18 protein-coding genes and 6 tRNA genes are annotated in these 23718 nt (G+C 73.5%); 9 read left to right on the plus strand and 15 right to left on the minus strand.

The features are described 5' to 3' along the window. Nucleotide 1 precedes the first annotated feature (1 nt). The gene (locus tag ACIQF6_RS29405; RefSeq protein WP_400900485.1) at nucleotides 2-1018 is read right to left on the minus strand and encodes a chorismate-binding protein; all 1017 of its coding nucleotides are present in this window, start codon (nucleotides 1016-1018) and stop codon (nucleotides 2-4) included. 361 nt (nucleotides 1019-1379) lie between these two features. Between ACIQF6_RS29405 and ACIQF6_RS29410 the strand changes: the two genes are divergently transcribed. From ACIQF6_RS29410 to ACIQF6_RS29435, 6 genes are all read left to right on the plus strand, one after another. Beyond that, nucleotides 1380-1452: transfer RNA gene (locus ACIQF6_RS29410), tRNA-Gly, on the plus strand. A 39-nt stretch (nucleotides 1453-1491) separates the two neighbouring features. Further along, nucleotides 1492-1565, plus strand: a tRNA-Cys gene (locus tag ACIQF6_RS29415). A gap of 36 nt (nucleotides 1566-1601) precedes the next feature. Further along, a tRNA-Val gene (locus ACIQF6_RS29420) sits at nucleotides 1602-1673 on the plus strand. A gap of 35 nt (nucleotides 1674-1708) precedes the next feature. Further along, nucleotides 1709-1783, plus strand: a tRNA-Val gene (locus ACIQF6_RS29425). A gap of 34 nt (nucleotides 1784-1817) precedes the next feature. Then, nucleotides 1818-1889 (plus strand) — tRNA-Val (locus tag ACIQF6_RS29430). A gap of 35 nt (nucleotides 1890-1924) precedes the next feature. Next, a tRNA-Val gene (locus tag ACIQF6_RS29435) sits at nucleotides 1925-1996 on the plus strand. Nucleotides 1997-2214: 218 nt separating this feature from the next. Here ACIQF6_RS29435 and ACIQF6_RS29440 read toward each other — a convergent pair. Then, complete coding sequence (locus ACIQF6_RS29440; protein ID WP_400900340.1) at nucleotides 2215-2397, minus strand: hypothetical protein; 183 nt, start codon at nucleotides 2395-2397, stop codon at nucleotides 2215-2217. A gap of 474 nt (nucleotides 2398-2871) precedes the next feature. On the opposite strand from ACIQF6_RS29440, the gene ACIQF6_RS29445 reads away from it, so the two are divergent. The 3 genes from ACIQF6_RS29445 to ACIQF6_RS29455 all read left to right on the plus strand — a co-directional run bounded on the left by ACIQF6_RS29445 (nucleotide 2872) and on the right by ACIQF6_RS29455 (nucleotide 5855). Further along, on the plus strand, nucleotides 2872-4800 hold the full coding sequence (locus tag ACIQF6_RS29445; RefSeq protein ID WP_400900342.1) for a serine/threonine-protein kinase: 1929 nt from the start codon (nucleotides 2872-2874) through the stop codon (nucleotides 4798-4800). A gap of 57 nt (nucleotides 4801-4857) precedes the next feature. Further along, nucleotides 4858-5415: a hypothetical protein gene (locus ACIQF6_RS29450; protein WP_400900344.1), complete on the plus strand. Its 558-nt coding sequence runs from the start codon at nucleotides 4858-4860 to the stop codon at nucleotides 5413-5415. Nucleotides 5416-5486: 71 nt separating this feature from the next. Beyond that, nucleotides 5487-5855, plus strand: coding sequence for a hypothetical protein (locus ACIQF6_RS29455; protein ID WP_400900346.1), 369 nt, complete (start codon nucleotides 5487-5489; stop codon nucleotides 5853-5855). Between the two features lie 42 nt (nucleotides 5856-5897). Here ACIQF6_RS29455 and ACIQF6_RS29460 read toward each other — a convergent pair whose 3' ends face one another. The 13 genes from ACIQF6_RS29460 to ACIQF6_RS29520 all read right to left on the minus strand — a co-directional run bounded on the left by ACIQF6_RS29460 (nucleotide 5898) and on the right by ACIQF6_RS29520 (nucleotide 23697). After that, nucleotides 5898-6701: a TrmH family RNA methyltransferase gene (locus ACIQF6_RS29460; protein ID WP_400900348.1), complete on the minus strand. Its 804-nt coding sequence runs from the start codon at nucleotides 6699-6701 to the stop codon at nucleotides 5898-5900. Between the two features lie 514 nt (nucleotides 6702-7215). Beyond that, nucleotides 7216-8445 (minus strand): uroporphyrinogen-III C-methyltransferase, encoded by a 1230-nt coding sequence (gene cobA, locus ACIQF6_RS29465; protein ID WP_400900351.1) that lies wholly within the window; start codon nucleotides 8443-8445, stop codon nucleotides 7216-7218. Nucleotides 8446-8581: 136 nt separating this feature from the next. After that, entirely contained in the window at nucleotides 8582-12406 is a 3825-nt protein-coding gene (gene cobT, locus ACIQF6_RS29470) for a nicotinate-nucleotide--dimethylbenzimidazole phosphoribosyltransferase (RefSeq protein ID WP_400900353.1), read from the minus strand. A 429-nt stretch (nucleotides 12407-12835) separates the two neighbouring features. Further along, nucleotides 12836-14074, minus strand: a complete 1239-nt coding sequence (gene cbiE, locus ACIQF6_RS29475; protein ID WP_400900355.1) for a precorrin-6y C5,15-methyltransferase (decarboxylating) subunit CbiE — start codon at nucleotides 14072-14074, stop codon at nucleotides 12836-12838. Between the two features lie 132 nt (nucleotides 14075-14206). Continuing rightward, the gene (locus tag ACIQF6_RS29480; protein WP_400900357.1) at nucleotides 14207-14833 is read right to left on the minus strand and encodes a GNAT family N-acetyltransferase; all 627 of its coding nucleotides are present in this window, start codon (nucleotides 14831-14833) and stop codon (nucleotides 14207-14209) included. A gap of 155 nt (nucleotides 14834-14988) precedes the next feature. Then, entirely contained in the window at nucleotides 14989-15828 is an 840-nt protein-coding gene (locus ACIQF6_RS29485; protein WP_400900359.1) for a MetQ/NlpA family ABC transporter substrate-binding protein, read from the minus strand. Between the two features lie 69 nt (nucleotides 15829-15897). Then, on the minus strand, nucleotides 15898-16656 hold the full coding sequence (locus tag ACIQF6_RS29490) for a methionine ABC transporter permease (RefSeq protein ID WP_400900361.1): 759 nt from the start codon (nucleotides 16654-16656) through the stop codon (nucleotides 15898-15900). After that, nucleotides 16653-17678, minus strand: a complete 1026-nt coding sequence (locus ACIQF6_RS29495) for a methionine ABC transporter ATP-binding protein (RefSeq protein WP_400900364.1) — start codon at nucleotides 17676-17678, stop codon at nucleotides 16653-16655. The genes ACIQF6_RS29490 and ACIQF6_RS29495 overlap by 4 nt, the downstream gene beginning before the upstream one ends. A 424-nt stretch (nucleotides 17679-18102) precedes the next feature. Then, on the minus strand, nucleotides 18103-18594 hold the full coding sequence (locus tag ACIQF6_RS29500; protein WP_400900366.1) for a GNAT family N-acetyltransferase: 492 nt from the start codon (nucleotides 18592-18594) through the stop codon (nucleotides 18103-18105). 286 nt (nucleotides 18595-18880) lie between these two features. Beyond that, the gene (locus tag ACIQF6_RS29505) at nucleotides 18881-20245 is read right to left on the minus strand and encodes an FAD-binding oxidoreductase (protein ID WP_400900368.1); all 1365 of its coding nucleotides are present in this window, start codon (nucleotides 20243-20245) and stop codon (nucleotides 18881-18883) included. Nucleotides 20246-20333: 88 nt separating this feature from the next. After that, nucleotides 20334-21755, minus strand: coding sequence for an argininosuccinate lyase (argH, locus tag ACIQF6_RS29510; protein WP_400900370.1), 1422 nt, complete (start codon nucleotides 21753-21755; stop codon nucleotides 20334-20336). Nucleotides 21756-21845: 90 nt separating this feature from the next. Further along, a complete protein-coding gene (locus ACIQF6_RS29515; RefSeq protein WP_400900372.1) occupies nucleotides 21846-23039 on the minus strand; it encodes an argininosuccinate synthase in 1194 nt (397 codons plus the stop codon). A gap of 109 nt (nucleotides 23040-23148) precedes the next feature. After that, the gene (locus ACIQF6_RS29520; RefSeq protein ID WP_400900374.1) at nucleotides 23149-23697 is read right to left on the minus strand and encodes an arginine repressor; all 549 of its coding nucleotides are present in this window, start codon (nucleotides 23695-23697) and stop codon (nucleotides 23149-23151) included. Nucleotides 23698-23718 lie beyond the last annotated feature (21 nt).

Below are 23718 nucleotides of genomic sequence, written 5' to 3' on the forward strand. Positions count from 1 at the left end.
GTCAGGCGGGGGTGCCCGTGGAGGCTATCGCCACCAGCCTGGCGGCTTTGAGTTCGGTTTCCTGCCATTCGTCGTCCGGGTCGGAGTCCCAGGTGATTCCGGCGCCGGCGCCGAACTTGAGGACGGGCCGCCCGGTCTCCCGTTCGATCCAGAACGAGCGGATGCCGACGGCGAGTTCGGCCTCGTCGCGGTCGGCGTCGATCCAGCCGATGGCGCCGCAGTAGGGGCCGCGGGGGGCGGTCTCCAGTTCGCTGATGATGCGCAGGGCGCTGCCCTTGGGGGCGCCGGTGACGGAGCCGGGCGGGAAGGTGGCGTCGAAGAGCTGCGGCCAGCCGGCGTCGGTGTGCAGGCGGCCTTCGACGGTGGAGACGAGGTGGACCAGGCCGGGGTGCTTCTCGACGGCGCACAGGTCGGGGACGGTGACGGTGCCGGTGTCGCAGACCTGGCCGAGGTCGTTGCGGACCAGGTCGACGATCATCACGTTCTCGGCGTAGTCCTTGTCGAACAGGTCCTGTTCGGTGCGGCCGGTGCCCTTGATCGGGCCGGAGCGGACGGTGCGGCCGTGGCGGCTCAGGTAGAGCTCGGGTGAGGCGGTGGCGATTTCGACGCCGTGCTCGGGCAGCCGGATCGTTCCTGCGTACGGCGCGGGGTTGTGCGCGGCGAGCAGGCCGGTGAGGGCGTCGACGTCGGTGCGGTCGGGGTCGGGCAGCGGCGCGCTCAACACCCGGCAGAGGTTGACCTGGTAGACCTCGCCGGCGGCGATGTACTCGTGGATGCGGCGCACTCCCGCGCGGTAGGCGTCGGCGTCGAGGGAGCTGTGCCAGCTGTCGGGGGCGGGGCCGAGCCAGTCGTGGGTGGCGGGTGGGGCCGGGTCGGGGCGGACGTCGTCGAACCGGGCGCAGGTGAGGCGGCCTTCGAAGTCGAGGGCGACGGCCCAGAATCCGCCGCGGTCGAGGGCGGCGGGGTCGTGGGTGACTTCGCGCAGACCGGTGGCGAGGCGTCCGGCGAAGCGGGCCATCGGCTGGTGGGGGCTGAGCGGTGCGGTACGGCCGGACACGGGTTCTCCTGCGCGGATTCGCGGATGGTGGTGCTGCCCGCCTGTGTCCGCGCGGGCGCGGACAACCTGGGCACCTCATTACGTAATGAGGTGGTCCCGCGCGGGCGGGGGCGTGGGCGTCGGGGGTTCGCCCCGGTACCGAAAGTCTAGGTCGGAGGCCTGTTGGAACGGTCCGGCCGGGCCCGGCGGTTGGGCATCCGGCGGCCACTCCCGCGCCACGCTGCGGGAACGGATTTTTCAGCTGGGCCAGAAATCCGCTAGAGTTCAACACGTCGCCAGGGAGCGCAGCCGGAAAAAACCGGAGGAGCTGCCAGGAAGACAGGCGGACGTGGCTCAGTTGGTAGAGCATCACCTTGCCAAGGTGAGGGTCGCGAGTTCGAATCTCGTCGTCCGCTCGATGGAGAACAGGTAGGATCGTTCTCCAGATGTTGCCTGGTGGAGTGGCCGAGAGGCGAGGCAACGGCCTGCAAAGCCGTGTACACGGGTTCAAATCCCGTCTCCACCTCCAAGAGGAACCCTCCGGTCTCGACCGGAGGGCCTCCCCGCGCGATTAGCTCAGCGGGAGAGCACTACCTTGACACGGTAGGGGTCACTGGTTCAATCCCAGTATCGCGCACTGATCTTCGGATCCTCGGTCCTCGGACCGTCCCTGCGCGATTAGCTCAGCGGGAGAGCACTACCTTGACACGGTAGGGGTCACTGGTTCAATCCCAGTATCGCGCACCACCGGCATGCTCCTCGGAGCTTCTGGCACACCCCCGCGCGATTAGCTCAGCGGGAGAGCACTACCTTGACACGGTAGGGGTCACTGGTTCAATCCCAGTATCGCGCACTGATCTTCGGATCCTCGGTCCTCGGACCGTCCCTGCGCGATTAGCTCAGCGGGAGAGCACTACCTTGACACGGTAGGGGTCACTGGTTCAATCCCAGTATCGCGCACCGCAGTTGAGAGCCGCCGTCCGGTTTCGGACGGCGGCTCTCGGCGTTCCGGCAGTGTGGCGGGCATGGGAGTGGCCGGGAACGGCACGCCCTCACCGACGTGTCGTTCCCGGCCACCGGGTGGGCCGGAGCTGCAGCCTGCGCCACTCATTTTCGTCCGTCCACGACGTGATGAGGGTTGCTCCGGGCCGGCGCGAAGACCCCTACCCCATTGGGGGTCAGCGCCCGATCAGATCGGCGACCGCTTGGGTCTGGGTCGCCAGTTGGTCCCATGCCCCGAACAGGGCCATCAGCAGGATCGCGCAGGGCAGGACGATGGCAAGGGCGACCATCGGGTGCCGGGTCTCCGCGGGGTGCGGGGACAGGGGCCGGCGGCGAAGGGCTCTGTTGAGCGGTGCCATGTCTGCTGTGCTCCTGCCGGGCTGCGGTGCTGCGGTCGGTTCGGGATTCGGGCAGTGGTGCTCGGGCAGCGAGGACGGTCATCTCGGGGGACGAGCGGGGCCGTCCTCGCTGTGTGAACAACGTTAGGCGGGACGGCTTTCGGGGTCGTCATGCCGTCGTACCGTTCCGATCGCCTCCGCTGGTAGGAGGTCGGGCGGGGCGGTGTACGCCTGGAGTCGGATACCGGAGTGCGCGAACCCCTTAGGCGACCCTGACAGCGCCCCCTGAGGGACGGCGGGATTCCTGGTGGGGCACGGGGTTTGACGGGATGACAACGACCCTGGTCCGACAATCCGACCGGCGGTTCACGTGTTGCGTGTCAGCGCGGGGCCGCTACCTGTCCGTAAGCTGTGCCGAGACAGTTGTCTGACGATGCCCCAAATCCGACGGGGCCTCACCCCACAGGCTGACGGAACGGGAACGGGTACGGGCAAATGGCAATGATGCGGCTGCGGCGTGAGGACCCCCGCATCGTCGGTCCGTACCGGTTGCACCGGCGGCTGGGCGCCGGCGGGATGGGCGTGGTCTTCCTCGGCTCGGACCGGAAGGGGCAGCGGGTCGCGCTGAAGCTGATCCGCGCCGAACTCGCCGAGGATGCCGAGTTCCGCACCCGGTTCGCCCGGGAGATCGCGGCGGCGTCCCGGATCCGCGGCGGCTGCACGGCCCGGGTGATGGGCTCCGACATCGAGGCCGACCGGCCGTGGCTGGCCACCGCGTACGTCCCCGGGCCCTCGCTGTACAAGCAGGTCTCCGAGGAGGGCGTGCTGGCCTGGCCGGACGCGGCGCGGATCGGCGCGGCGCTGGCCGACGGGCTGGTGAAGGTGCACGAGGCGGGGGTGGTGCACCGCGACCTCAAGCCGTCGAACATCCTGCTCTCCCCCAAGGGCCCGCGGATCATCGACTTCGGCATCGCCTGGTCGCGCGGCGCGTCCACGCTCACCCACGTCGGCACGGCGGTCGGCTCGCCCGGCTTCCTCGCGCCGGAGCAGGTGCGCGGCGCGGCGGTGACGCCCGCCACCGACGTGTTCGCGTTCGGGGCGACGCTGGCGTTCGCGCTGACCGGGGAGTCGCCGTTCGGGTCGGGCGCCTCCTCCGAGGTGATGCTGTACCGGGTGGTGCACGAGGAACCGGACCTGTCCGGGATTCCTCCGGTGCTGGCCCCGCTGGTGCGGGCCTGCCTGGCCAAGGAGCCGTCCGAGCGCCCGCCGGCGGCGGCGCTGCACGAGCGGCTGAGCGAGCTCGCCGCGCGCGGCACCGGCGGCCGGGCCGCCCGGGCCGCCGCCCTCGCCGAGGAGCGGCTCGCATCGGCCGCCCCGGCGGAGAGCGCCCGGCCCGACGGTGCGCCGCCGCGCCGCCCGGCCGGTCCGCAGGGCGCCCCGGGGGTGGGCCAGGCCCGCCGGCCGGCCGCCGACGGACCGCGCGCCGCGGCGGGAGCGCCGCCCGTCCGCCCCGCGCCCGTTCCGCCACCGGCCGCTGACGGTGCGCCGGCGGCGGCTGCCGCGGGCGGACGGCCGGTGGCGGCCCCGCCCGCGATGCCCCGGCAGGAGGTGCGCCCCGACGCCCGGACCGAGCGGGTGCGGCGGCCGGTCCGGGACGGCGACACGGTGCGCGAGCGCCGGCCCGCCGCCCCCGCCGGGCGGGAGCGCACCCCGGTGCCCGGCCGCGACCGCACTCCCCCGCCCGGGCGGCCCCCGGGCGCCCTCGGCAGCCGGCCGACGGCCCGTCAGCGGCTGATGCGTCAACGGCTGGTGGTGTTCGTCACCGTGACGCTCGGGGTGGCGCTGGCCATCGCGGTCGCGCAGGGCTGCGAGAACCGCGCCACCCACGGCCTGCCGGCGCCGACGGTGACCGCGCCCGTGAAGCCGTCCTCCGGCACAACGCTGTCGGTGGACAGCCTGAACACGGTCGGCCACAGCAGCTCCGGCCTGGCCCCGGCGCTGGGCAGCCCGCCGGCCGTGGACTGGCCCAACCGCAGCTACCCGGACCCGTCCGGCGGCCCGGCGATCCAGCTGCACGACGGCCGCTCGACCGACGCGGGCGCGCCCGTCACGCTGTCCGCGGTACTGCCGGCCCGGTTCCGGGACGACCGGGCGGCGCTGGTGGTGCTGCGCCGGGTGGAGGGCTCCGTCCCCGTCGACCTGGTGCAGCTGTACGGCTTCGACGGCGACGCCCCGGTGCTGATCTCCGGCCGGGCGTCCACCGCGAATCCGGAGGCCGGGGCGGTGTGGCGGGTGGAGAACGGCGCGCTGATCCGCGAGGAGCGGGTGGAGCGCACCGGCGCGGTCTCCTCGACCCGGTACACCGTCCGCCCGGACGGCGGCCTGGAGGAGTCCTGGCCGGGCGCGGGCGTGTCCGGGAACTGACGGCCCCGCTCAACTGCCGGTGACGGTCTGTCAGTGCCCGGCGGGAGCATGTGCCGCATGATGTGGACGACCGACGCGATGCACGTCGCGTACTGCCAGTATTTCCTGTACGGCCCGGAGCTGCCGGACGGTTGGGACGCGCATGCGCTGGCCCGGCTGTTCCACGGCAACGGGGTGGCGGCCGGCTGCCCGGACCACCTGACGGTGCTGTGCGGCACCCACACCGGGCTGATCCGGCTCGGCGTGGAGCGCGCGGCGGCGCGGCCGGCCGAACCCGGGCCCGAGTGGGAGAGCGCGGTGGAACTCTCGCTGTACAGCAGCGGCGCGCTGCACCTGCGGGCCTGGGACGGCGTGGACATCGCCGAGGCCGGCAACCTGGCGCACGCGGGCCGCGGCTGGTACCGGGTCCGGGTGCAGACCCGGGGCCGCGACCGCGGCCGGGAGACCGACACCGCCGCCCGCGCCGTCGAGGAGCACCGGCTGACGATCTGGCCCGCTCCCCCGTCCCCCGACCTGGTGCTGCGGGTGGGCGACCTGACGGGCCGTCGGCACCACGACCCGCGCCGCCCCGCGCCGCAGCCGATATCGCCGCCGGCGGCGCGTCGCGCGGCCTGACCTGCGGGCCCGCGGCCGGTGGCGGCGGATAATGATCCGCAGTGCACGGCGAGCCGGGAGGTGGCGGAGCAATGACGCTGGTGGCAGGGCAGCGCGTCGCGTTGGTGACGGATCTGACGCTGGGTGAGGCGTTCGGCGACGGGGAGGCGGCAGTCGGGTTCCTGCGGCTGGCGGCGGGTGTCGAGGGCACCGTCGAGCAGGTGGTCGAGGTGCCGCCGTCCGACGAGGTCCGCGAGTACCAGCGGCTGCGGGCGCTGTTCGACGACTACGGGCACACCATGCCCGCGGAGAGCCGCAAGGCGCTGGAGGGCCAGATCGCGTCCCTGGAGCCGCACTGGGAGGCATACGGCGAGCACGGGCCGCAGTCGTCCGTCCGGGTCCGGTTCGACAACGGGTACGTGCTGGACACCGCGGACGAGACGGTGCTGACGGCGCTCTGAGTCGCTTTCGTCCCCCTCGGGGAGTCGTCGGGGCCGGAGGGCTCAGCCGTGGTTGACGGCGTAGAACGCGATCGCGGCGGCGGCGCCGACGTTCAGCGAGTCGATGCCGTGCGCCATCGGGATGCGCACCCGCTGGTCGGCGGCGGCGAGCGCCTTCGGGGTGAGGCCGTCGCCCTCGGCGCCCAGCATCAGGGCCGCCCTGGGGAGCAGGTGGGACTTGGCGACGGTGAAGTCCTCGGCGCCGGACGGGGTGAGGGCGAGGAGCTCGAACCCGGCCTCGCGGACGGCGGCGAGCGAGTCCGGCCACGGGTCGAGGCGGGCGTACGGAACTGAGAACACCGCGCCCATGGACGTCTTGACGGCACGTCGGTACAGCGGGTCGGCGCAGTCCGGGGACAGCAGCACGGCGTCCATGCCGAGAGCGGCCGCCGAACGGAAGATCGCCCCCAGGTTGGTGTGGTCGACCAGGCCCTCCAGCACGGCCACCCGCCGGGCCCCGTCGAGCACGTCGGCCGCGGTCGGCAGCGGCTTGCGCTCCATCGACGCGAGGGCGCCGCGGTGCACGTGGTAGCCCGTGACCTGCTCGGCGAGGGCCGGCTCGACGAGATGGACGGGGGCGTCGCTCGCTTCGATCACGTCGCCCATCACGCCGAGCCACTTCGCGGTGAGCAGCATCGACCGCATCCGGAAGCCTGCCGCGAGGGCGCGGCGGATCACCTTCTCGCCCTCGGCGATGAACAGGCCTTCGGCGGGTTCGCGGCGACGGCGCAGTTCGACGTCGGTGAGGTCGGTGTAGTCGCTCAGCCGGGGGTCGGCGGCGTCGGTGACGGTGATGGGCTCGGACATTGGACGATTTTCGCACGTGGGGGGAGGTGGCTGGGGGCAGGTGGGTGCGTAATCAGGGGCTCGGGGAACGGCGAGGTCCTGTTGCTGGTGGTCGGAGACAGCGGTTGGCCATGGCTGCGGCGGGCCTTACGGCGGGGACCGAAAACGGCGGAACGCCTCGCACCCCGTTGGCCGCCGGCAGACCTGGCCTCGCCGTTCCCCGAGCCCCTGACGGGGCTGAGCGGGGACAGCAGATGGCCATGGCAGCGGCGGGCCTCAAGACGGGGACCGGAAACGGCGGAACGCCTCGCACCCCGTTGATCGCCGGCAGACCTGGCCTCGCCGTTCCCCGAGCCCCTGACGGGGCTGAGCGGGGACAGCAGATGGCCATGGCAGCGGCGGGCCTCAAGACGGGGGCCCGAAACGGCGGAACGCCTCGCGCCCCGTTGGCCGCCGGCAGACCTGGCCTCGCCGTTCCCCGAGCCCCTGGATTCGCACCCCGAGCCTCTGGTTTCGCGCCCGCCTGCGTTGCCGGCTAGCCCAGGATGTTGACGACGTCGCCGATGACGATGACCGCCGGGGGCTTGATGCCCTCGGCGCGGACGGTGTCGCCGATGGTGGCGAGGGTGGCGTCGATGCGGCGCTGGGCCGCGGTGGTGCCCTCCTGGACGACGGCGACGGGGGTGTCGGCGGGGCGGCCGTGGGTGATGAGTTCGGCTGCGATCGCGGCGATCTTGTCGACGGCCATCAGCAGGACCAGGGTGCCGGTCATGCCGGCGACGGCCTGCCAGTTGGTGAGGGAGCGTTCGCCGGGGCCGACGTGGCCGGAGATGACGGTGAACTCGTGGGTGAGGCCGCGATGGGTGACGGGGATGCCGGCAGCGGCCGGGACGCTGATCGAGGAGGAGATGCCGGGGACGACGGTGACGGGCACGCCGGCGTCCAGGCAGGCGAGCAGTTCCTCGCCGCCGCGGCCGAAGACGTACGGGTCGCCGCCCTTGAGGCGGACCACGAACCGGCCGGCCTTGGCGTGTTCGATCAGGGTCCGGTTGATCGCCTCCTGGGCCATGTACCGGCCGTAGGGGATCTTCGAGGCGTCGATCACCTCGACGTGCGGCGGGAGTTCGGCGAGCAGTTCGCGCGGGGCGAGCCGGTCGGCCACGACCACGTCGGCGTCGGCGAGCAGGCGGCGGCCGCGCACCGTGATCAGGTCGGGGTCGCCGGGGCCGCCGCCGACCAGGGCGACGCCCGCGCCGCGGGCGCGGTACTGGCGGGCGGCCAGCGAGCCGTCGCGCAGGCCGGCCACGATGGAGTCGCGGAGGGCGGCGGAGTGCCGGGGGTCGCCGGTGAGGACGGCCACCGTCGCGCCGGCGTCGTGGCCGGAGGCGGGCGTCCAGGCGGTGGCGGCGGAGGCGTCGTCGCTGCGGGAGCAGAACACCCGCAGGCGCTCGGCCTCGGCGGAGACCGCGGTGTTGACGTCCGGGTCGTCGGTGGCGACCAGCACGTACCAGGTGTCGGCCAGGTCGCCGTCCGCGTAGGGGCGCCGGTGCCAGGTCAGTTCACCGGCGTCGGCCATCGCGGAGACGGCGGGGGTGGTGGCCGGAGATATCAGGTGCAGGTCGGCGCCGGCGGCGATCAGCGCGGGCAGTCGGCGCTGGGCGACCTGGCCGCCGCCGATCACCACGACGCGGCGGCCGGCCAGCAGCAGGCCGACGGGGTACGGGGTGAGGCCCTGGGTGGAGGGGTGCGGGTGCGGCGCGGTCATCGGGAGGTGCTCCTGGGTGGGCGGCGGTGCGGTGAGCCCCGTACCGGGCGCGCCCTCGGGCCGGGTACGGGCCGCTCGGGCCGGGTACGGGTCGACGGGCCGCCCCTTCGTACGAGGGGGCGGCCCGTCCGGTGGATCAGGCCTTCTCGGTGACCCCGGCGGAGTCGAAGGTGGCTACATCGTGCATCGCCCGGGCGGCGCTCTGCACCAGCGGCAGGGCGAGCAGGGCACCGGTGCCCTCGCCGAGCCGCAGGTCCAGGTCGATCAGCGGGCGCAGGCCGAGCCGGGCGAGCGCGGCCTGGTGGCCCGGCTCGGCGGAGCGGTGCCCGGCGATGCAGGCCGCCAGCACCTCCGGCGCGATGGCCTTGGCGACCAGCGCGGCCGAACCGGCGATCACGCCGTCCAGGATCACCGGGATGCGCAGCGAGGCCGCGCCCAGCAGGAAGCCGGCGATCGCGGCGTGCTCCAGCCCGCCGACGGCGGCGAGCACGCCGATCGGGTCGGCCGGGTCCGGCTTGTGCAGCTCCAGGGCCTGCCGGACCACCTCGACCTTGCGGGCGTGGGTGGCGTCGTCGATGCCGGTGCCGCGCCCGGTCACCTCGGCCGGGTCGGTCCCGGTGAACACCGAGATCAGCGCGGCGGAGGCGGTGGTGTTGGCGATGCCCATGTCGCCGGTGATCAGCACCTTGTTGCCGGCCGCGACCAGGTCGCGGGCGGTCTCGATGCCGACCTCGACGGCACGGACGGCCTCGTCCCGGCTCATCGCCGGGCCCTGCGTCATGTCGTCGGTGCCGGGCTTGACCTTACGCGGCAGAAGACCGGTGGTGCGGCCGTTCTGGACGGCGTCCGGCAGCTCGGCGGCCACGCCGACGTCCACCACGCACACCTCGGTGCCGATCTGCGCGGCGAACGCGTTGACCACCGCTCCCCCGGCCAGGAAGTTCCCGACCATCTGCGCGGTGACCTCCTGCGGCCACGGCGTCACGCCCTGGGCGTGCACCCCGTGGTCGCCGGCGAAGATCGCCACGCAGCCCGGCTCCGGGATCGGCGGCGGGCACTGCCGGGCCAGGCCGGACAGCTGCGCCGCGATGATCTCCAGCACGCCGAGCGACCCGGCGGGCTTGGTCATCCGCTTCTGCCGGTCCCACGCCTCGCCGAGCGCCTTGGCGTCCAGCGGGCGAATCCCGCGCAGCGTGTCGGACAGCAGGTCGTGCGGCTCCTCGCCGGGCAGCGCGCGGTTGCCGTACTGCTCCTCGTGCACCACCCAGGACAGCGGGCGCTTCTTCGCCCAGCCCTGCTGCTCCAGCTCCGGCTCGTCCGGGAAGGCGTCCACGAAGCCGACGCACAGGTAGGCGACGACCTCCAGGTGCTCGGGCAGACCGAGTTCGCGGACCAGCTCCTCCTCGTCGAAGAAGCTCACCCAGCCGACGCCCAGCCCCTCGGCGCGAGCCGCCAGCCACAGGTTCTCCACCGCCAGGGCCGCCGAGTACGGGGCCATCTGCGGCTGGGTGTGCCGGCCCAGCGTGTGCCGGCCGCCGCGGGTGCGGTCGGCGGTCACCACGATGTTGACCGGCGTCTCGAGGATCGCCTCGATCTTGATTTCCTTGAACTGCTTGGCCCGGCCCTTGGGCAGCGAGTCCGCGTACGCCTCGCGCTGACGCTCCGCCAGCCCGTGCATCTTCTTGCGGGTCTTCGCCGACCGGATCACCACGAAGTCCCACGGCTGCGAGTAGCCGACGCTCGGCGCGGTGTGCGCCGCCTCCAGCACCCGGATCAGCACCTCGTGCGGAATCGGGTCCGGCCGGAAGCCGTTGCGGATGTCCCGGCGCTCCCGGATCACCTGGTGCACGGCGTCCCGGCCGGCCTCGTCGTACCCGGGCGCGGCGGGGCCGCGGTCGGCCTCGGGGGTCTCGGGGGCTTCGGCGGTCTCGGGGGCTTCGGCAGTCTCGGCGGTCTCGGCGGTCTCGGCCTCGGGGGCTTCAGCGGTCTCGGGCTCGGCCTCGGTCTGCGGGACGGCCTCGGGCTCGACTGCGGCAGGCGCGTCGGCGTCGACGGGCTCGGTGGCCGCTGCGGGCTGCTCGGACACGGCGAGTTCGGTGGGCTCGGCGGCTTCGGCGGGCTCCGCAGCGGTCTCGGCGACGGGCTCGCCGGCGGGCTCCGGGGCGGCCTCGGCGTCGGGCTGCGGCTCGGCGGCGGCCTCGGGGGTCTGCTCGGCGGTCGGCTCCGGCGTCTCGGCGGCGGGCTCGGCCGGGGTCTCGGCCTCCACCGGCTGGACGGGCGCGGCGGCCTCCGCTTCCGCGGCGGCCTCGGCAGCGGGCTCGGGCGTCTCCACGGCGGGCTGCGGCTCCAGAACCGGCAGACCTGCGGGCGCGGCGAGGAACGCCGAGATGCGGCGGTGCGCACCCCGTCCGGCGGGCTTCGCGGCCTGCGCGGGGATCGGCTGCTGCTGCGGCACGGCTTCGGCGTCCGGAGTCTCCGGCTCGGCCGCCTGCGGGGCGGGCTGCTCGGGCGACGGCTCGGCAGTCGGCTGCTCGGTGACCGGCTGCTCGGTGACCGGCTGTTCGGCGGTCGGGGCCGCTTCCGGCTGCTCGGCCGACGGGGCATCAGCAGCGGCGGGCTCGGGCTGCGGCTCCGACGGCGCGTCAGCCGCTTCGGCGGCAGTCGGCTCGGCCTCAACCGGCTCGGCGGCCGGTTCGGCCTCGGGCTCGGCGTCGGTGGCGGCCGGGGCCTCCGCAGCCGGGGCGTCGGCGACCGGCGCTTCGGTGGCGGGCGCTTCGGTGGCGGGCGCCTCGGCAGCCTGTGCCTCCGCCGGAGCCGCTTCGACGGCAGGCGCCTCGACGGCGGGTGCCTCCGCCACCGGCTCGACCGCGGCGGACTGCGGCTCGACGACGGCGGGCTGCTCGGCGGCCGGGGCCTCGGCGGCGGACTGCTCGGCTGCGGGCTGCTCGGCCGCGGGCGCCGGGACGGTCGCGGTCGCGGCGGGCTCGACCGGCTCCACGAACACGGGCGTCAGGTTGGCGACGGGCGCGGCGACCACGACGGCCTCCGGCTGCGCCGGGGCCTCGGCGGGCGCAGGCTCGGCCGCGACGGGGGCCACCGCGATCGGCTCGGCGGCCACCGGCTCGGCAGGCACCGGCTCGACGGCGATCGGCTGCGCGGCGGCGACCTCGGGCTCCGCGGCGGGCGTCTCCGCCGCAGGCGTCTCCTCAGCGGGCACCACGGGCGCGGCAGGCGTGGCAGGCGCGACCGACTCGGCGACGATCGCAGCTGCGGCGGCCTCCACCACCTCCGGCTGCACGGGCGCGGGCACCGGCACCGGCGCGGCCGGCACCGCCTGGGCCTGCGCGGCCTGCGGCTGCTGCACCGTTTCGGCGGTGACCATCGGCACCCCGAAGGCGGGCGTGCCGCCGGGGGTGGACGGGCCGCGGTCGGCCAGCGAGCGGACCGGGACGTGACCGGTCATCAGCGACGGGTCCGGGATCGGCGGCCCGGCGTGCAGCGGGCGGCGCTGGTGAGGGGGCGTCAACAGCGGGCCGGCGGCGGGCTGCGCCTGCGGGGCACCGGCCGCCGGGGCGGCGACCGCCGGCGCGGCCTGCTCGGCCGGCGTCTCCGCGGTGAGCACGGGCGGGGCGAGCGGCGGCCAGGACGGTGCGACGGGGGTGCCGGGCGGCTGTTCGACACCCGGCTCGCCCGCAGCAGGGCCGTCGGTCGGCTCGGTCGCGTCGACGGTGCCGTGCACGTTGTCGCCCCAGGCGGTCTGCGGGGCGGGCATCAGCAGGACGTCATCGTCCTCGTCGCCGTCGGGCTGGTCGAGGAAGGTGTACGCGGGCCGCTGTTCGCCGTGCCATCCGGCGGCGGCCGGCGGAAGGGGCGCGCCGAGGTGGTGCTCCGGGACGGGTCCGCCGGGCCCGGTTTCGGGCGCGAGGGGACCGGCGTGGGGGGCGTGGCCGCCGTCGGTCATGTCAATGCTCCTTCCAGGCCGCTTGCGCGTCCTCGGCGGGTGTCCCGGAGGTCCCGCCCACTTCGCCGGGGCGGAGCCGCACCGACCCGTCCCTTGGTCCATCGGTCGTCACCCTCAGGGGTGGCGTGCCATCAGAAACAACGACAGCCCCGGGCAACCGGCACGACGGCGCGGCCGCTTTCGGACCCTCACGGCATTCTTCCGGGCGGGTGCGCACCACGTCGAATGCCCGCGAAGCGGGCCGTTCGGGTTGCAGCCCGTCAAATCGGTGGCAAACGTGCCGAATCGGACACGTTGCCGCCTTGACGTGATGCCCCCGGGGAAAACCCTACCGGGCACGGCCGAACCGTTCTCGAAACCCTGTCCGGATGCGACGGGGATCACCGTACCGTCGGGGTCCGACAGCCGGTCGGGATTGCGGACGCCCGGTCAGTCCTGCGGTTCGCCCCAGATCAGCAGGGTGTAGTCGCCGCGTCCGAAGGAGGGGCCGGCGCCGCCGGCCGGTTCGGCGCGCAGCGGGGCGGACTGGAGCAGCAGGCCGTCGGTGCGGTAGCCGGCGGCGTCGAGGATCTGTCGGGTCTCGCCGGCTTCGGCGAGGCTGCGGGCGACGGCGACGACGCGTTCGGGTTTGCGGGCGACGACGGCGCGGACCATGGCGGGGCCGCCGTGTTCGACGGCGACGGCGTCGGGTTCGGGGAGGACGCCGAGGACGTCGGGTCCGGTGCCGGTGGCGGTCTCGATCTCGACGCCGGCCTTGCGGGCGTTGGCGGCGATCCGGGCGCAGTCGGCGGGTTCGGCTTCGACGGCGACCACGGCGGCGCCGAACCGGGCGGCTTCGACGGCGAGCGCGCCGTCGCCGGCGCCGACGGTCCACAGCAGGTCGCCGGGGGTGGGCGCGAGGCGGGCGAGGGCCAGCGCGCGGACGTGCGGGGGCAGTGCGCGGGGGCGCCTGGTGTCGGCGTCCGCGCCGGCGTACGCCCTGTTGGGGAGCGCCCAGCCGCGCTGCGGTCCGGGGTGGTCGAGGGGTTTGCCGGCCAGCCAGCCGGCGGCGGCCTCGGTGGGCGGGACGTTGCCGATGACCAGGACGACGGAGGGGTCGCGCCAGTCGTGGTCGGGGACGCGTTCGGAGGTGAGGACGGTGACGTCCTCCTCGGGGGTGCCGAGGGCTTCGCAGACCACGAAGGTGCGCGGGACGCCGCGCAGCATCAGGGCGAGTTCGCTGGGGCCGGCGTCGGCGGTGGTGAGGACGGCGACCTTGGGGTGGGCGCGGCAGATGTTGGCGGCGCGGCGCAGCCGTCCGCCGTGCGCGGAGACCACCTGGGCGTCCTCCCAGGGCATGCCGGCCCGGGCGAAGGCGGCGGCCACCGAGGAGACGGCGGGCAGCACTTCGAGTTCGAGGCCGTACTCGGGGCGGCGCAGGGTGCGGACGACGCCGAAGAAGCCCGGGTCCCCCTCGGCGACGACGACGGCGGTGCCGCGGTGGTCGGCGAGGCGGCGGGCGGCGGCCCGCAGGTCGCCGAGGCCGATGCGTTCGGCGCGTTCGGGGACGGGGAGAGCGGCGAGCTGGTAGCCCGCTCCGGCGACCAGGGTGGCTGCGGCGAGTGCGCCGGCGGCTGCCTGGGTCAGTGGTGTGCCGTCCCACCCGATGACCGTGATCCGGTCAGCCATCTGCGGCTGTTCTCCCTATGCCGTGTTCCGCCCCTGGTGAGGGATGCCGCTGGTGCTGTCCGGCGCTCCCTGGGGCAGAGGCTACCGCCTGGCGGGGGTGGTGCGGAGCAGTGGCGCGCGCCCGGGGCGCGTTCAGCGGCGCAGGGCGTGCGGCCGGTCGGCGGGGTGGGCGGGTTCCGGCGGGTCGAGGTCCTCGGGGAGCAGGCTCCACACGATCAGGTCGGTGTGTTCCTCCGGGCCGGGGCCCCATTCACCGCCGCGGACTATCGCGGCGTTGCGGAGCACGCCTTCGCTGATCGCGCCGGTCTTCTGGGCGACCTGCTGGGCGGCGGTGTTGCCGGCGGCGGTGCGCAGTTCGAGGCGCTGGAAGCCGCGGTCCTCGAACAGCCACTGGGCGGTGCCGAGGACGGCTTCGGGGGCGTAGCCCTCGCCGCGGGCCCAGGGGGCGGTGACGTAGCGGACCTCGGCGGCGCGCAGGTGCCAGTCGGTGCGGTCGAGTTCGAGCAGGCCGACCAGGCGCTGGGTGAGGTGTTCGGTGACGGCGAAAACGATTCCGCGCCCGCGGGCGCGGCGTTCGGGCGCCTGACGGGTGATCAGGTCGTGGGCGTCGGCGCGGCCGTAGGGCCGGGGGTACCCGGTCCAGGTCTGGACGAGTTCGTCGGAGAGCATCGCGGTCAGGCCGGGGGCGTCCTGTTCCTCAAGGGCGCGCAGCAGCAGCCGGTCGGTGCTGATGGCTGTCTCGGGGAAGTTCGCAACCATGCCGTCTCTCCTCGCCGGGTCGTGGACACACCGTACGCCCCGCCCTCTTCGGGCGTGTCAGCGTACCTGTTCCGGGCCTCACGGCTCGTCAGCACGGTGCCCCCGGCGGGGAGGCCGGGGGCACCGTGAGGGCTGAGCGTCGATCAGGGCGCGGCTCAGAACGCGGGGACGACGGCGCCCTGGAAGGTGTCCTCGATGTACTTCTTCACCGCGTCGGAGTGCAGCAGCTCGGCGAGCTTCTTGACCCGCGGGTCGTCCTGGTGGCCCTTCTTGACGGCCAGGATGTTGGCGTACGGGTTGCCCTGGGCCTTCTCCAGCACCAGCGCGTCGGTGGACGGCTTGAGGTTGGCGCCGAGCGCGTAGTTGCCGTTGATGACGGCGGCGTCGACGTCGTCCAGGGAGCGCGGCAGCTGGGCGGCCTCCAGCTCCTTGAACTTCAGGTGCTTGGGGTTGGAGGCGATGTCGTCGGCGGTGGCGGTGGTGCCGGCGCCGTCCTTGAGGGTGATGACGTTGTTGTCGGCGAGCAGCTTGAGCGCCCGGCCCTCGTTGGTGGCGTCGCTCGGGACGGCGATCTGGGCGCCGTCCTTGAGGTCGGCGATGCTCTTGACCTTCTTGGAGTAGACGCCGAGCGGCTCCAGGTGGACGGTCTCGACGGAGACCACGTCGGTGCCGTTCTTCTTGTTGAAGTCGTCCAGGTAGGGCTGGTGCTGGAAGAAGTTCGCGTCCGCGGATCCGTCCTGGACCGAGGTGTTGGGGGTCACGTAGTCGCTGACCTCCTTGATGTCCAGCTTGAGGCCGGCCTGGGCCGCCAGGTTGTCCTGCACGAACTTGAGGATCTGCGCGTGCGGGGTGGAGCTGGCGGCGACCACCAGGGGCTTGTTGGGGTCGGCCGAGGCGGCGGAGTCGGAGCTGCCACCGCTGGAGCAGGCGGTGAGGCCGACGACGAGGCCGGCGGCGGTGGCGGTCAGGACGGTGGTCTTCAGAAACTTACGCACGAAAAGTGCCTTTCTGCGGGTGCGAACGGCCCGGGTGGGCCGGGGGCCGCTCCTGGTGGGGAGCGGTGGTCAGGGGGAGGAGACGAGGTCCTCTGCCGTCTTCTCCGTACGCGGCGCGCTCGGCGCGGCCTTCGCGGGACGGAGGAAGCTCAGCGGGCTGCGGTAGTTGCCGCGGTGGGAGAGCCGGCGGGCGATCAGGTCGCCGAGCAGTTGCAGCGCGGTGACGATGATCACGATCTCGGCGACGATGACCCACATGAAGGCGGTCTCGAAGCGCTGGTAGCCGTAGCGGATGGCGAGGTCGCCGAGACCGCCGCCGCCGACCACGCCGGCCATCGCGGAGTACCCGATCAGGGCGATCAGCGTGGTGGTGAAGGCGGAGACCAGCGAGGGCAGGCTCTCCGGCAGCAGGGTCTTGCGGACGATGGTGCCGGTGCCGGCGCCCATCGCCTTGAGCGCCTCGATCAGCCCGCCGTCCACCTCGCGCACCGAGGTCTCCACCAGCCGGGCGAAGAACGGGATGGCGCCGATGGCGAGCGGGACGGTGGCGGCCTGCCAGCCGAGCGAGCTGCCGCCCGCGACCAGCTTGGTGAACGGGATCACCGCGACGAGCAGGATGACGAACGGGATGGAGCGCCCGACGTTGACGATCACCCCGAGCACCCGGCTGACGGCCTGGTTCTGGAGCAGGCCGCCCTTGCCGGTGAGCACCAGCAGCAGCCCGAGCGGCAGGCCGACCACCAGGCTGGCGAGGCCGGCCAGGCCGACCATGCCGAGGGTCTCCCAGGTGGCGGGCCACATCAGTTCCTGCATCCGGTCCCAGGTCATGCCGCCGCTCCGTTCGACAGGTCGAGGACGTCCACCTGGAGTCCCTGTTGGCGCAGGTAGCCGATCGGCACCACGTTGTCGGTGTGGCTGCCGGGCAACTCGACCCGCATCCGGCCGACCAGGCGACCGGCGATGGTCTCCACGGCGGCGCCGAGGATGTTGATGTCGATCTGGTAGGTGCGGGCCAGCTGGGAGACGAACGGCTGGGCGGGCGCGTCGCCCTGGAAGGTGATCTCCAGGACGGTGCGGTCGGGGTGTCCGGAGCCGAAGTCGCCGAGCGGGAACAGGTCGCGGGCGATCCGCGAGTGGCCGTCCGCGAGCAGGTCGGTGAGCTGCCCGGTCTCCACGACCCGGCCGCCGCGCATCAGGGCCGCGGAGTCGCAGACCGACTTGATGACGTCCATCTCGTGGGTGATCAGCAGCACGGTGAGGCCGAGCTGCTGGTTGAGGTCGCGCAGCAGCTCCAGGATCGAGCGGGTGGTCTCCGGGTCGAGGGCGCTGGTGGCCTCGTCGGAGAGCAGCACCTTGGGGTCGCCGGCCAGGGCGCGGGCGATGCCGACGCGCTGCTTCTGGCCGCCGGACAGCTGGGCCGGGTAGCTGCCGGCCTTGTCGGCGAGGCCGACCAGGTCGAGCAGTTCGGCGGCCTTGCGGCGGCGGTCGCGCCGGTCCAGGCCGATGATCTCCAGCGGCAGTTCGACGTTCTGCTGCACGGTGCGCGAGGACAGCAGGTTGAAGTGCTGGAACACCATGCCGATCTTCCGCCGGGCCTCGCGCAGTTCGCGGCCGGCCCGCTGCTCGCTGCCGGCCAGCGCGGTCAGCTCGACGCCGTCCACGGTGACGGTGCCGGAGGTGGGGCGCTCCAGCAGGTTGACGCACCGGATCAGGGTGGACTTGCCGGCGCCGCTGGTGCCGACGACCCCGAAGACCTCGCCCTCCCGGACGTGCAGGTCGACGTCGTCCAGCGCCCGGACGTCGCGTCCCCGGGAGCGGTAGACCTTGGTCAGGCCCTTGGTGGTGATCACAGCTGCTTCCATCTGTTCGTCAGCGGACGGCCGTGCGGACATCCGCGCCAATGGCGGGGAACGGCACCTGGTGCCGGGAGGAAGATCGGGGGGCTGACGTCGTGTCGGTCACGGCCGCCGGTCGGACGGGCCGCGCGTGGGCGCGGCCTCGACGGTTCATCGGCGGGCGGAACGTCAGCGGGCGCTGGGCAGAAGCCCTCAGCGACAACACATTCGACGCATTCGACGGCACATGCGTCGCTCACCTGCCGGCGTCGCGCCGGTGGGGATGCATGTCGTCGTCGTGGTCATGGAACCCAGTAAATCAGACAATTGGTGAACGTCCCAATTCCCAGGACGCCCTGTCCGGCATGCGGACACGACCCTTGCGGGACAAGCGCTGCGGCACCCGACCGATGTCCGGTTCGGGTGCCGCGCGGGTGCTTCAGGCCGCCAGCGAGGCCTCGCCGGGCTTGGCCAGGGTGACGATCGACAGCCGGCGGGAGACCTCGCGCACCTCGGTCTCCTGGTAGCCGAGGCTGCGGTACAGCCGCAGGTTGCCGAGGCTGCGGTGGCCGGTGAACAGCTCGAAGCGGCCCGCGCCGTCCTGGGCGAGCCGGGCCTCCAGCCCGCTCAGCAGGCGGCGGCCCAGGCCGTGCCGCTGCATCCGCGGATGCACCACCAGGCGGCCGATCTGGCCGACGCCGGCCTCGTCCACCCAGCCGCGCACCGAGCCGACCACCTCGTCGCCGAGGCGGGCCACCAGGACGCGGCGCTCGGCGAGTTCGGCCTGGAGGCTCTCCAGGCTCTGGGTCAGCGGGTCGAGGGTCCAGTCGCTGTACAGCTCCGCCTCGCTCTGGTAGCCGAGGTACTGGAGCTTGAGGATCTGCTCCGCTTCATCCGGTCGTGCCGCTGCGATGATCACACTCATGCCCATGGATGGGGCCTCCATCGTCAATCGCCCGGCGCGCGCGAGTGAGGGTCCGGCACCGGCCTTGTCCGAGGTGTGCCCGGACGGGGATCGGCCCGGCCCGGGAAAAGCGCGTCACGTCCCACCGGACGGTGGTCCGGGACGCCGGAACTGACGCGCTCGGGCTCAGTATCCGGACGGTCGGACTACCGTCAAGAGAGACGTTCGCCACCGCTCTACCCAGGCGACCGCTTCTCTCAACCTCCCGGATGCCCGACGTGGCGAGCGTCACGCGCCCCGCGCACGCCCCCGTTCACCCGCTCGGGCGAATGTTCTGGTTCACCCGGAACAGGTTCCCCGGATCGTAGTGGTCCTTCAGCGCCACCAGCCGCTCGTACTTCGCCAGCCCGTACGCCTCCACCACCCGGCCCTGCCCCTCCAGGCCCATCAGGTTCACGTACGCCCCGCCCGAGGAGAACGGCCGCATCGCCTCCAGGCACTGCCGCACCCACGCCACCTGCGGCTGGGCCGGGCCCGTGGTCCAGCGGCCCACCGCGCTCAGCAGGTACGGGGCCTGCCGGTAGGTGTACGCGCTGTCCTCCGCGCCCACCCGGGCCACCGCACCTCCCAGGAACGCCAGTTGCGCGTGGGCGTCCGACGAGGGCAGGGCGACGACCTGCTCCGCCAGCCGGTCGATCGCCGCGTCGTCCAGCACCGACAGGAACTCCGACCGGCCGAACACCCCCGCGCCCGGGCCTCGGCCGGTGTCCAGCATCTGCTGCCACAGCGTGTACGGGCGGGTCTGCACGGTGTCCGCGACCACGCCCGGCAGGGCGCGCAGCGGCGCCACCACCTCCCGGCCGCGGTCCGCCCGCCCGGCCCAGCACAGGCCGATCCGCACCGCCGGCCCCGCCGGCAGCTCCGGCACCCCGCGCGCGTGGCCGAACTCGCAGCACACCGTCAGTCCGTCCGGGGCCTGCGCCATGAAGTCCCGCACCGCCGCCACCGTCGCCGCCAGCGCCTCCCCCGGCAGGTACAGCGCCCCGCACAGCAGGTGCGGGCCCACCCGGTGCAGCCGGTACGTGAAGGAGGTGACCACCCCGAAGTTCCCGCCGCCGCCGCGCAGCCCCGCGAACAGCTCCGGGTGCGAGGCCGCACTCGCCGTCAGCAGCCGGCCCTCGGCCGTCACCACGTCCGCCTCGACCAGGTTGTCGCAGGTCAGGCCGTACGCCCGGGTCAGCCAGCCGATGCCGCCGCCGAGCGTGGTCCCCGCGATGCCCGCCCCCGAGTACGGCGCCCCCGGCGTGGCCAGGCCGAACGCCTGCGTCTCGTGGTCGAAGCCGCCCCAGGTCGCCCCCGGCTGCGCCCGGGCGGTCCGCCGCTCCGGGTCCACCCGCACCCCCGTCAGGCCGGACAGGTCGATCAGCAGCGCGCCCTCGCCCGTCCCCAGCCCCGCCACGCTGTGGCCCGCGCCGCGCACCGCCACCGGCAGTCCGTGCTCCCGGGCCACCGCGACGGCCTGGAGCACGTCCGCGACGCCGGTGCAGCGGGCGATCACCTCGGGCCGGCGGTCGACCGCCGCGTTCCACACCCCCCGCGCCCGGTCGTACTCCGCGTCCCCGGGCACCACGATCTGCCCCCGGAACCCCTCGGCAAGCGCCACGGCTGCGTCGGCCATGGGGCCACCCTAGGCAGAAAACCCCTCCCGGGGCCCGACGACGAACGCGTGTCGGGTGCCCTGGGAGGGGTTTCGGGATGCTGCGGGTTCAGCCGAGCCAGGCCTGCTGGGCGGCCAGGTCCTGCTTGATCTCGGCGAGCTGCACGGCGACCGCCGAGGGGGCGGTGCCGCCGCGGCCGTTGCGGGAGGCGATCGCGCCGTGGACGGACAGCACGCTGCGGACGTCCGGCGTCAGGTGGGCGGAGATGGCGGCGAACTGCTCGTCCGTCAGGTCGGACAGCTCGATGCCCTCGGCCTCGCAGACCTTGACGCAGGCGCCGGCCACCTCGTGCGCGACGCGGAACGGGACGCCCTGCTTGACCAGCCACTCGGCGATGTCGGTGGCGAGCGAGAAGCCCGCCGGGGCGAGCTCTTCGAGGCGCTCGCGGTGCACGGTGAGGGTGGCGATCATGCCGGTGAAGGCGGGGAGCAGGACCTCCAGGGTGTCGCAGGAGTCGAAGACCGGCTCCTTGTCCTCCTGGAGGTCGCGGTTGTAGGCCAGCGGCAGCGCCTTGAGGGTGGCGAGCAGGCCGGTCAGGTTGCCGATCAGGCGGCCGGACTTGCCGCGGGCGAGCTCCGCGATGTCGGGGTTCTTCTTCTGCGGCATGATCGACGACCCGGTGGAGAAGGCGTCGTGCAGCGTGATGAAGCCGAACTCCTTGGTGTTCCAGATGATGATCTCCTCCGCGATCCGCGAGAGGTTGATGCCGATCATCGCGGTGACGAAGGCGAACTCGGCGACGAAGTCGCGCGAGGCGGTGCCGTCGATGGAGTTGCCCACCGAGCCGCGCTCGAAGCCGAGTTCGGCGGCGACGGCCTGCGGGTCGAGGCCCAGCGAGGAGCCGGCCAGCGCGCCCGAGCCGTACGGGGAGACGGCGGTGCGGGTGTCCCACTGGCGCAGCCGCTCGGCGTCCCGGCCGAGGGACTGGACGTGCGCGAGCACGTGGTGGGCGAACAGCACGGGCTGGGCGTGCTGGAGGTGGGTGCGGCCGGGCATCGCGGTGTCCGGGTGGGCCTCGGCGAGGCCGACCAGGGCGTGCTGGAGGTCGAGGATCAGCGCGCCGATGGTCCTGGCGTGGTCGCGCAGGTACATCCGGAACAGCGTGGCGATCTGGTCGTTGCGCGAGCGGCCGGCCCGCAGCTTGCCGCCGAGGTCGGCGCCGAGGCGCTCCAGCAGGCCGCGCTCCAGGGCGGTGTGCACGTCCTCGTCGGCGACGGTGCCGACGAACGCGCCGGACTCGACGTCGGCCAGCAGCTGGTCCAACCCGCCGAGCATGCCGGTCAGTTCGTCGTCGCCGAGCAGGCCCGCCCGGTGCAGGACCCGGGCGTGCGCCTTGGAGCCGGCGATGTCGTAGGGGGCGAGCCGCCAGTCGAAGTGGACGGAGGCGGAGAGCTTGGCGAGGGCCTCGGAGGGGCCGTCGGCGAAGCGCGCGCCCCAGAGGCGGACGTCTGCGGGCTGTTCGGCGGTCATCGCGTGGGCTCCTTCGAAGGCGGGTCTGGGTGCGGAGGTGCCCCGGCCACCGTGGCGGATACGGCGGCCGGGGCAGGTACTGGGGGTGGATCAGGCCAGGTCGCGGCGGGCGGCGATCTTCGAGGACATGCCGAAGATCTCGATGAAGCCCTTGGACATGGACTGGTCGAAGGTGTCGCCGGTGTCGTAGGTGGCGAGGTTGAAGTCGTACAGCGACTGGTCGGACTTGCGGCCGTTGACCACGGCGCGGCCGCCGTGCAGGACCATCCGGATCTCGCCGGAGACGGCCTGGTTGGCCTCGTTGACGAAGCCGTCCAGGGCGCGCTTGAGCGGGGAGAACCACAGGCCGTCGTAGACCAGCTCGGCCCAGCGCTGCTCGACCTGCCGCTTGTAGCGGGCGAGTTCGCGCTCGACGGTGACGTTCTCCAGGGCCTGGTGGGCGGTGATCAGGGCGATCGCGCCGGGGGCCTCGTAGATCTCGCGGGACTTGATGCCGACCAGGCGGTCCTCGACCATGTCGAGGCGGCCGATGCCCTGGGCGCCGGCCCGCTTGTTCAGCTCCTCGATGGCCTGCAGGACGGTGACCTTGCGGCCGTCGACGGCGACCGGGACGCCCGCCTCGAAGGTGATGACGACCTCGTCGGCCTCTCGCGGGGTGGCCGGGTTCTGGGTGTACTCGTAGACGTCCTCGATCGGGGCGTTCCAGATGTCTTCCAGGAAGCCGGTCTCGACGGCGCGGCCGAAGACGTTCTGGTCGATCGAGTACGGGTTCTTCTTGGTGGTGACGATCGGGAGGTTCTTGGCCTCGGCGAAGGCGATCGCCTTGTCGCGGGTCATCGCGTAGTCGCGGACCGGGGCGATGCACTTCAGGTTCGGGGCCAGCGACTGGATGCCGACCTCGAAGCGGACCTGGTCGTTGCCCTTGCCGGTGCAGCCGTGGGCGACGGTGGTGGCGCCGTGCTTCTGCGCGGCGGCGACCAGGTGCTTGACGATCACCGGGCGGGACAGCGCGGAGACCAGCGGGTACTGGCCCTGGTAGAGGGCGTTGGCCTTGAGGGCCGGCAGGCAGTACTCGTTCGCGAACTCGTCGCGGGCGTCGGCGACCTCGGCCTCGACGGCGCCGCAGTCGAGCGCGCGCTGGCGGATGACCTCCAGGTCCTCGCCGCCCTGGCCGACGTCGACCGCGACGGCGATGACCTCGGCGCCGGTCTCCTCGGCGATCCAGCCGATGCAGACGGACGTGTCCAGACCGCCCGAGTAGGCGAGTACGACGCGCTCAGTCACGGCTTTCTCCTTCAGTACAGGTTTCATGCGGCGTTAGGCATAAGTATGCACGAGTGCGTATGCATTGCCAAACCGGTGGCACTCGGTGGGTCTCGAACGGAGGAAAGGGCTACTGCGACTTGGCCTGGGCGAGCTGCATCAGGTGGTCGGCGAGCGCCTGCCCGCCGGCCGCGTCGCGGCTGATCAGCAGCACGGTGTCGTCGCCGGCGATGGTGCCGATGATCTCGAACACCTCGGCGGTGTCGATCGCGGAGGCCAGGAACTGGGCGGCGCCGGGCGGGGTGCGCAGCACGACCAGGTTGCCGGAGGCGGTCGCGGAGACCATCAGCTCGCCCGCCAGCCGGGCCATCCGGGCCTCGCTGGCGGACTCGCCCATGGGGGCGCGCGGGGTGCGGTCGCCGCCCTCGGCCGGGACGGCGTAGATGAGCGCGCCGTCCCGGTTGCGGATCTTCACCGCGCCGAGTTCGTCCAGGTCCCGGGAGAGGGTGGCCTGGGTGACCACGAGTCCGTCGTCGGCGAGCAGTTTGGCCAGCTGGCTCTGCGAGCGGACGGGCTGACGGGTCAGCAGGTCCACGATCCGGCGGTGTCGCGCGGTGCGGGTCTGCGGGACCTGCGGCGTGGGTCCTGCCGCGGGGAACTCGGGACGGGGTTCGGTCATAACTGAAGATTCTCCTGAAAG

This window comes from Kitasatospora sp. NPDC092948 (assembly GCF_044754805.1).
Taxonomy (GTDB): Bacteria; Actinomycetota; Actinomycetes; order Streptomycetales; family Streptomycetaceae; genus Kitasatospora.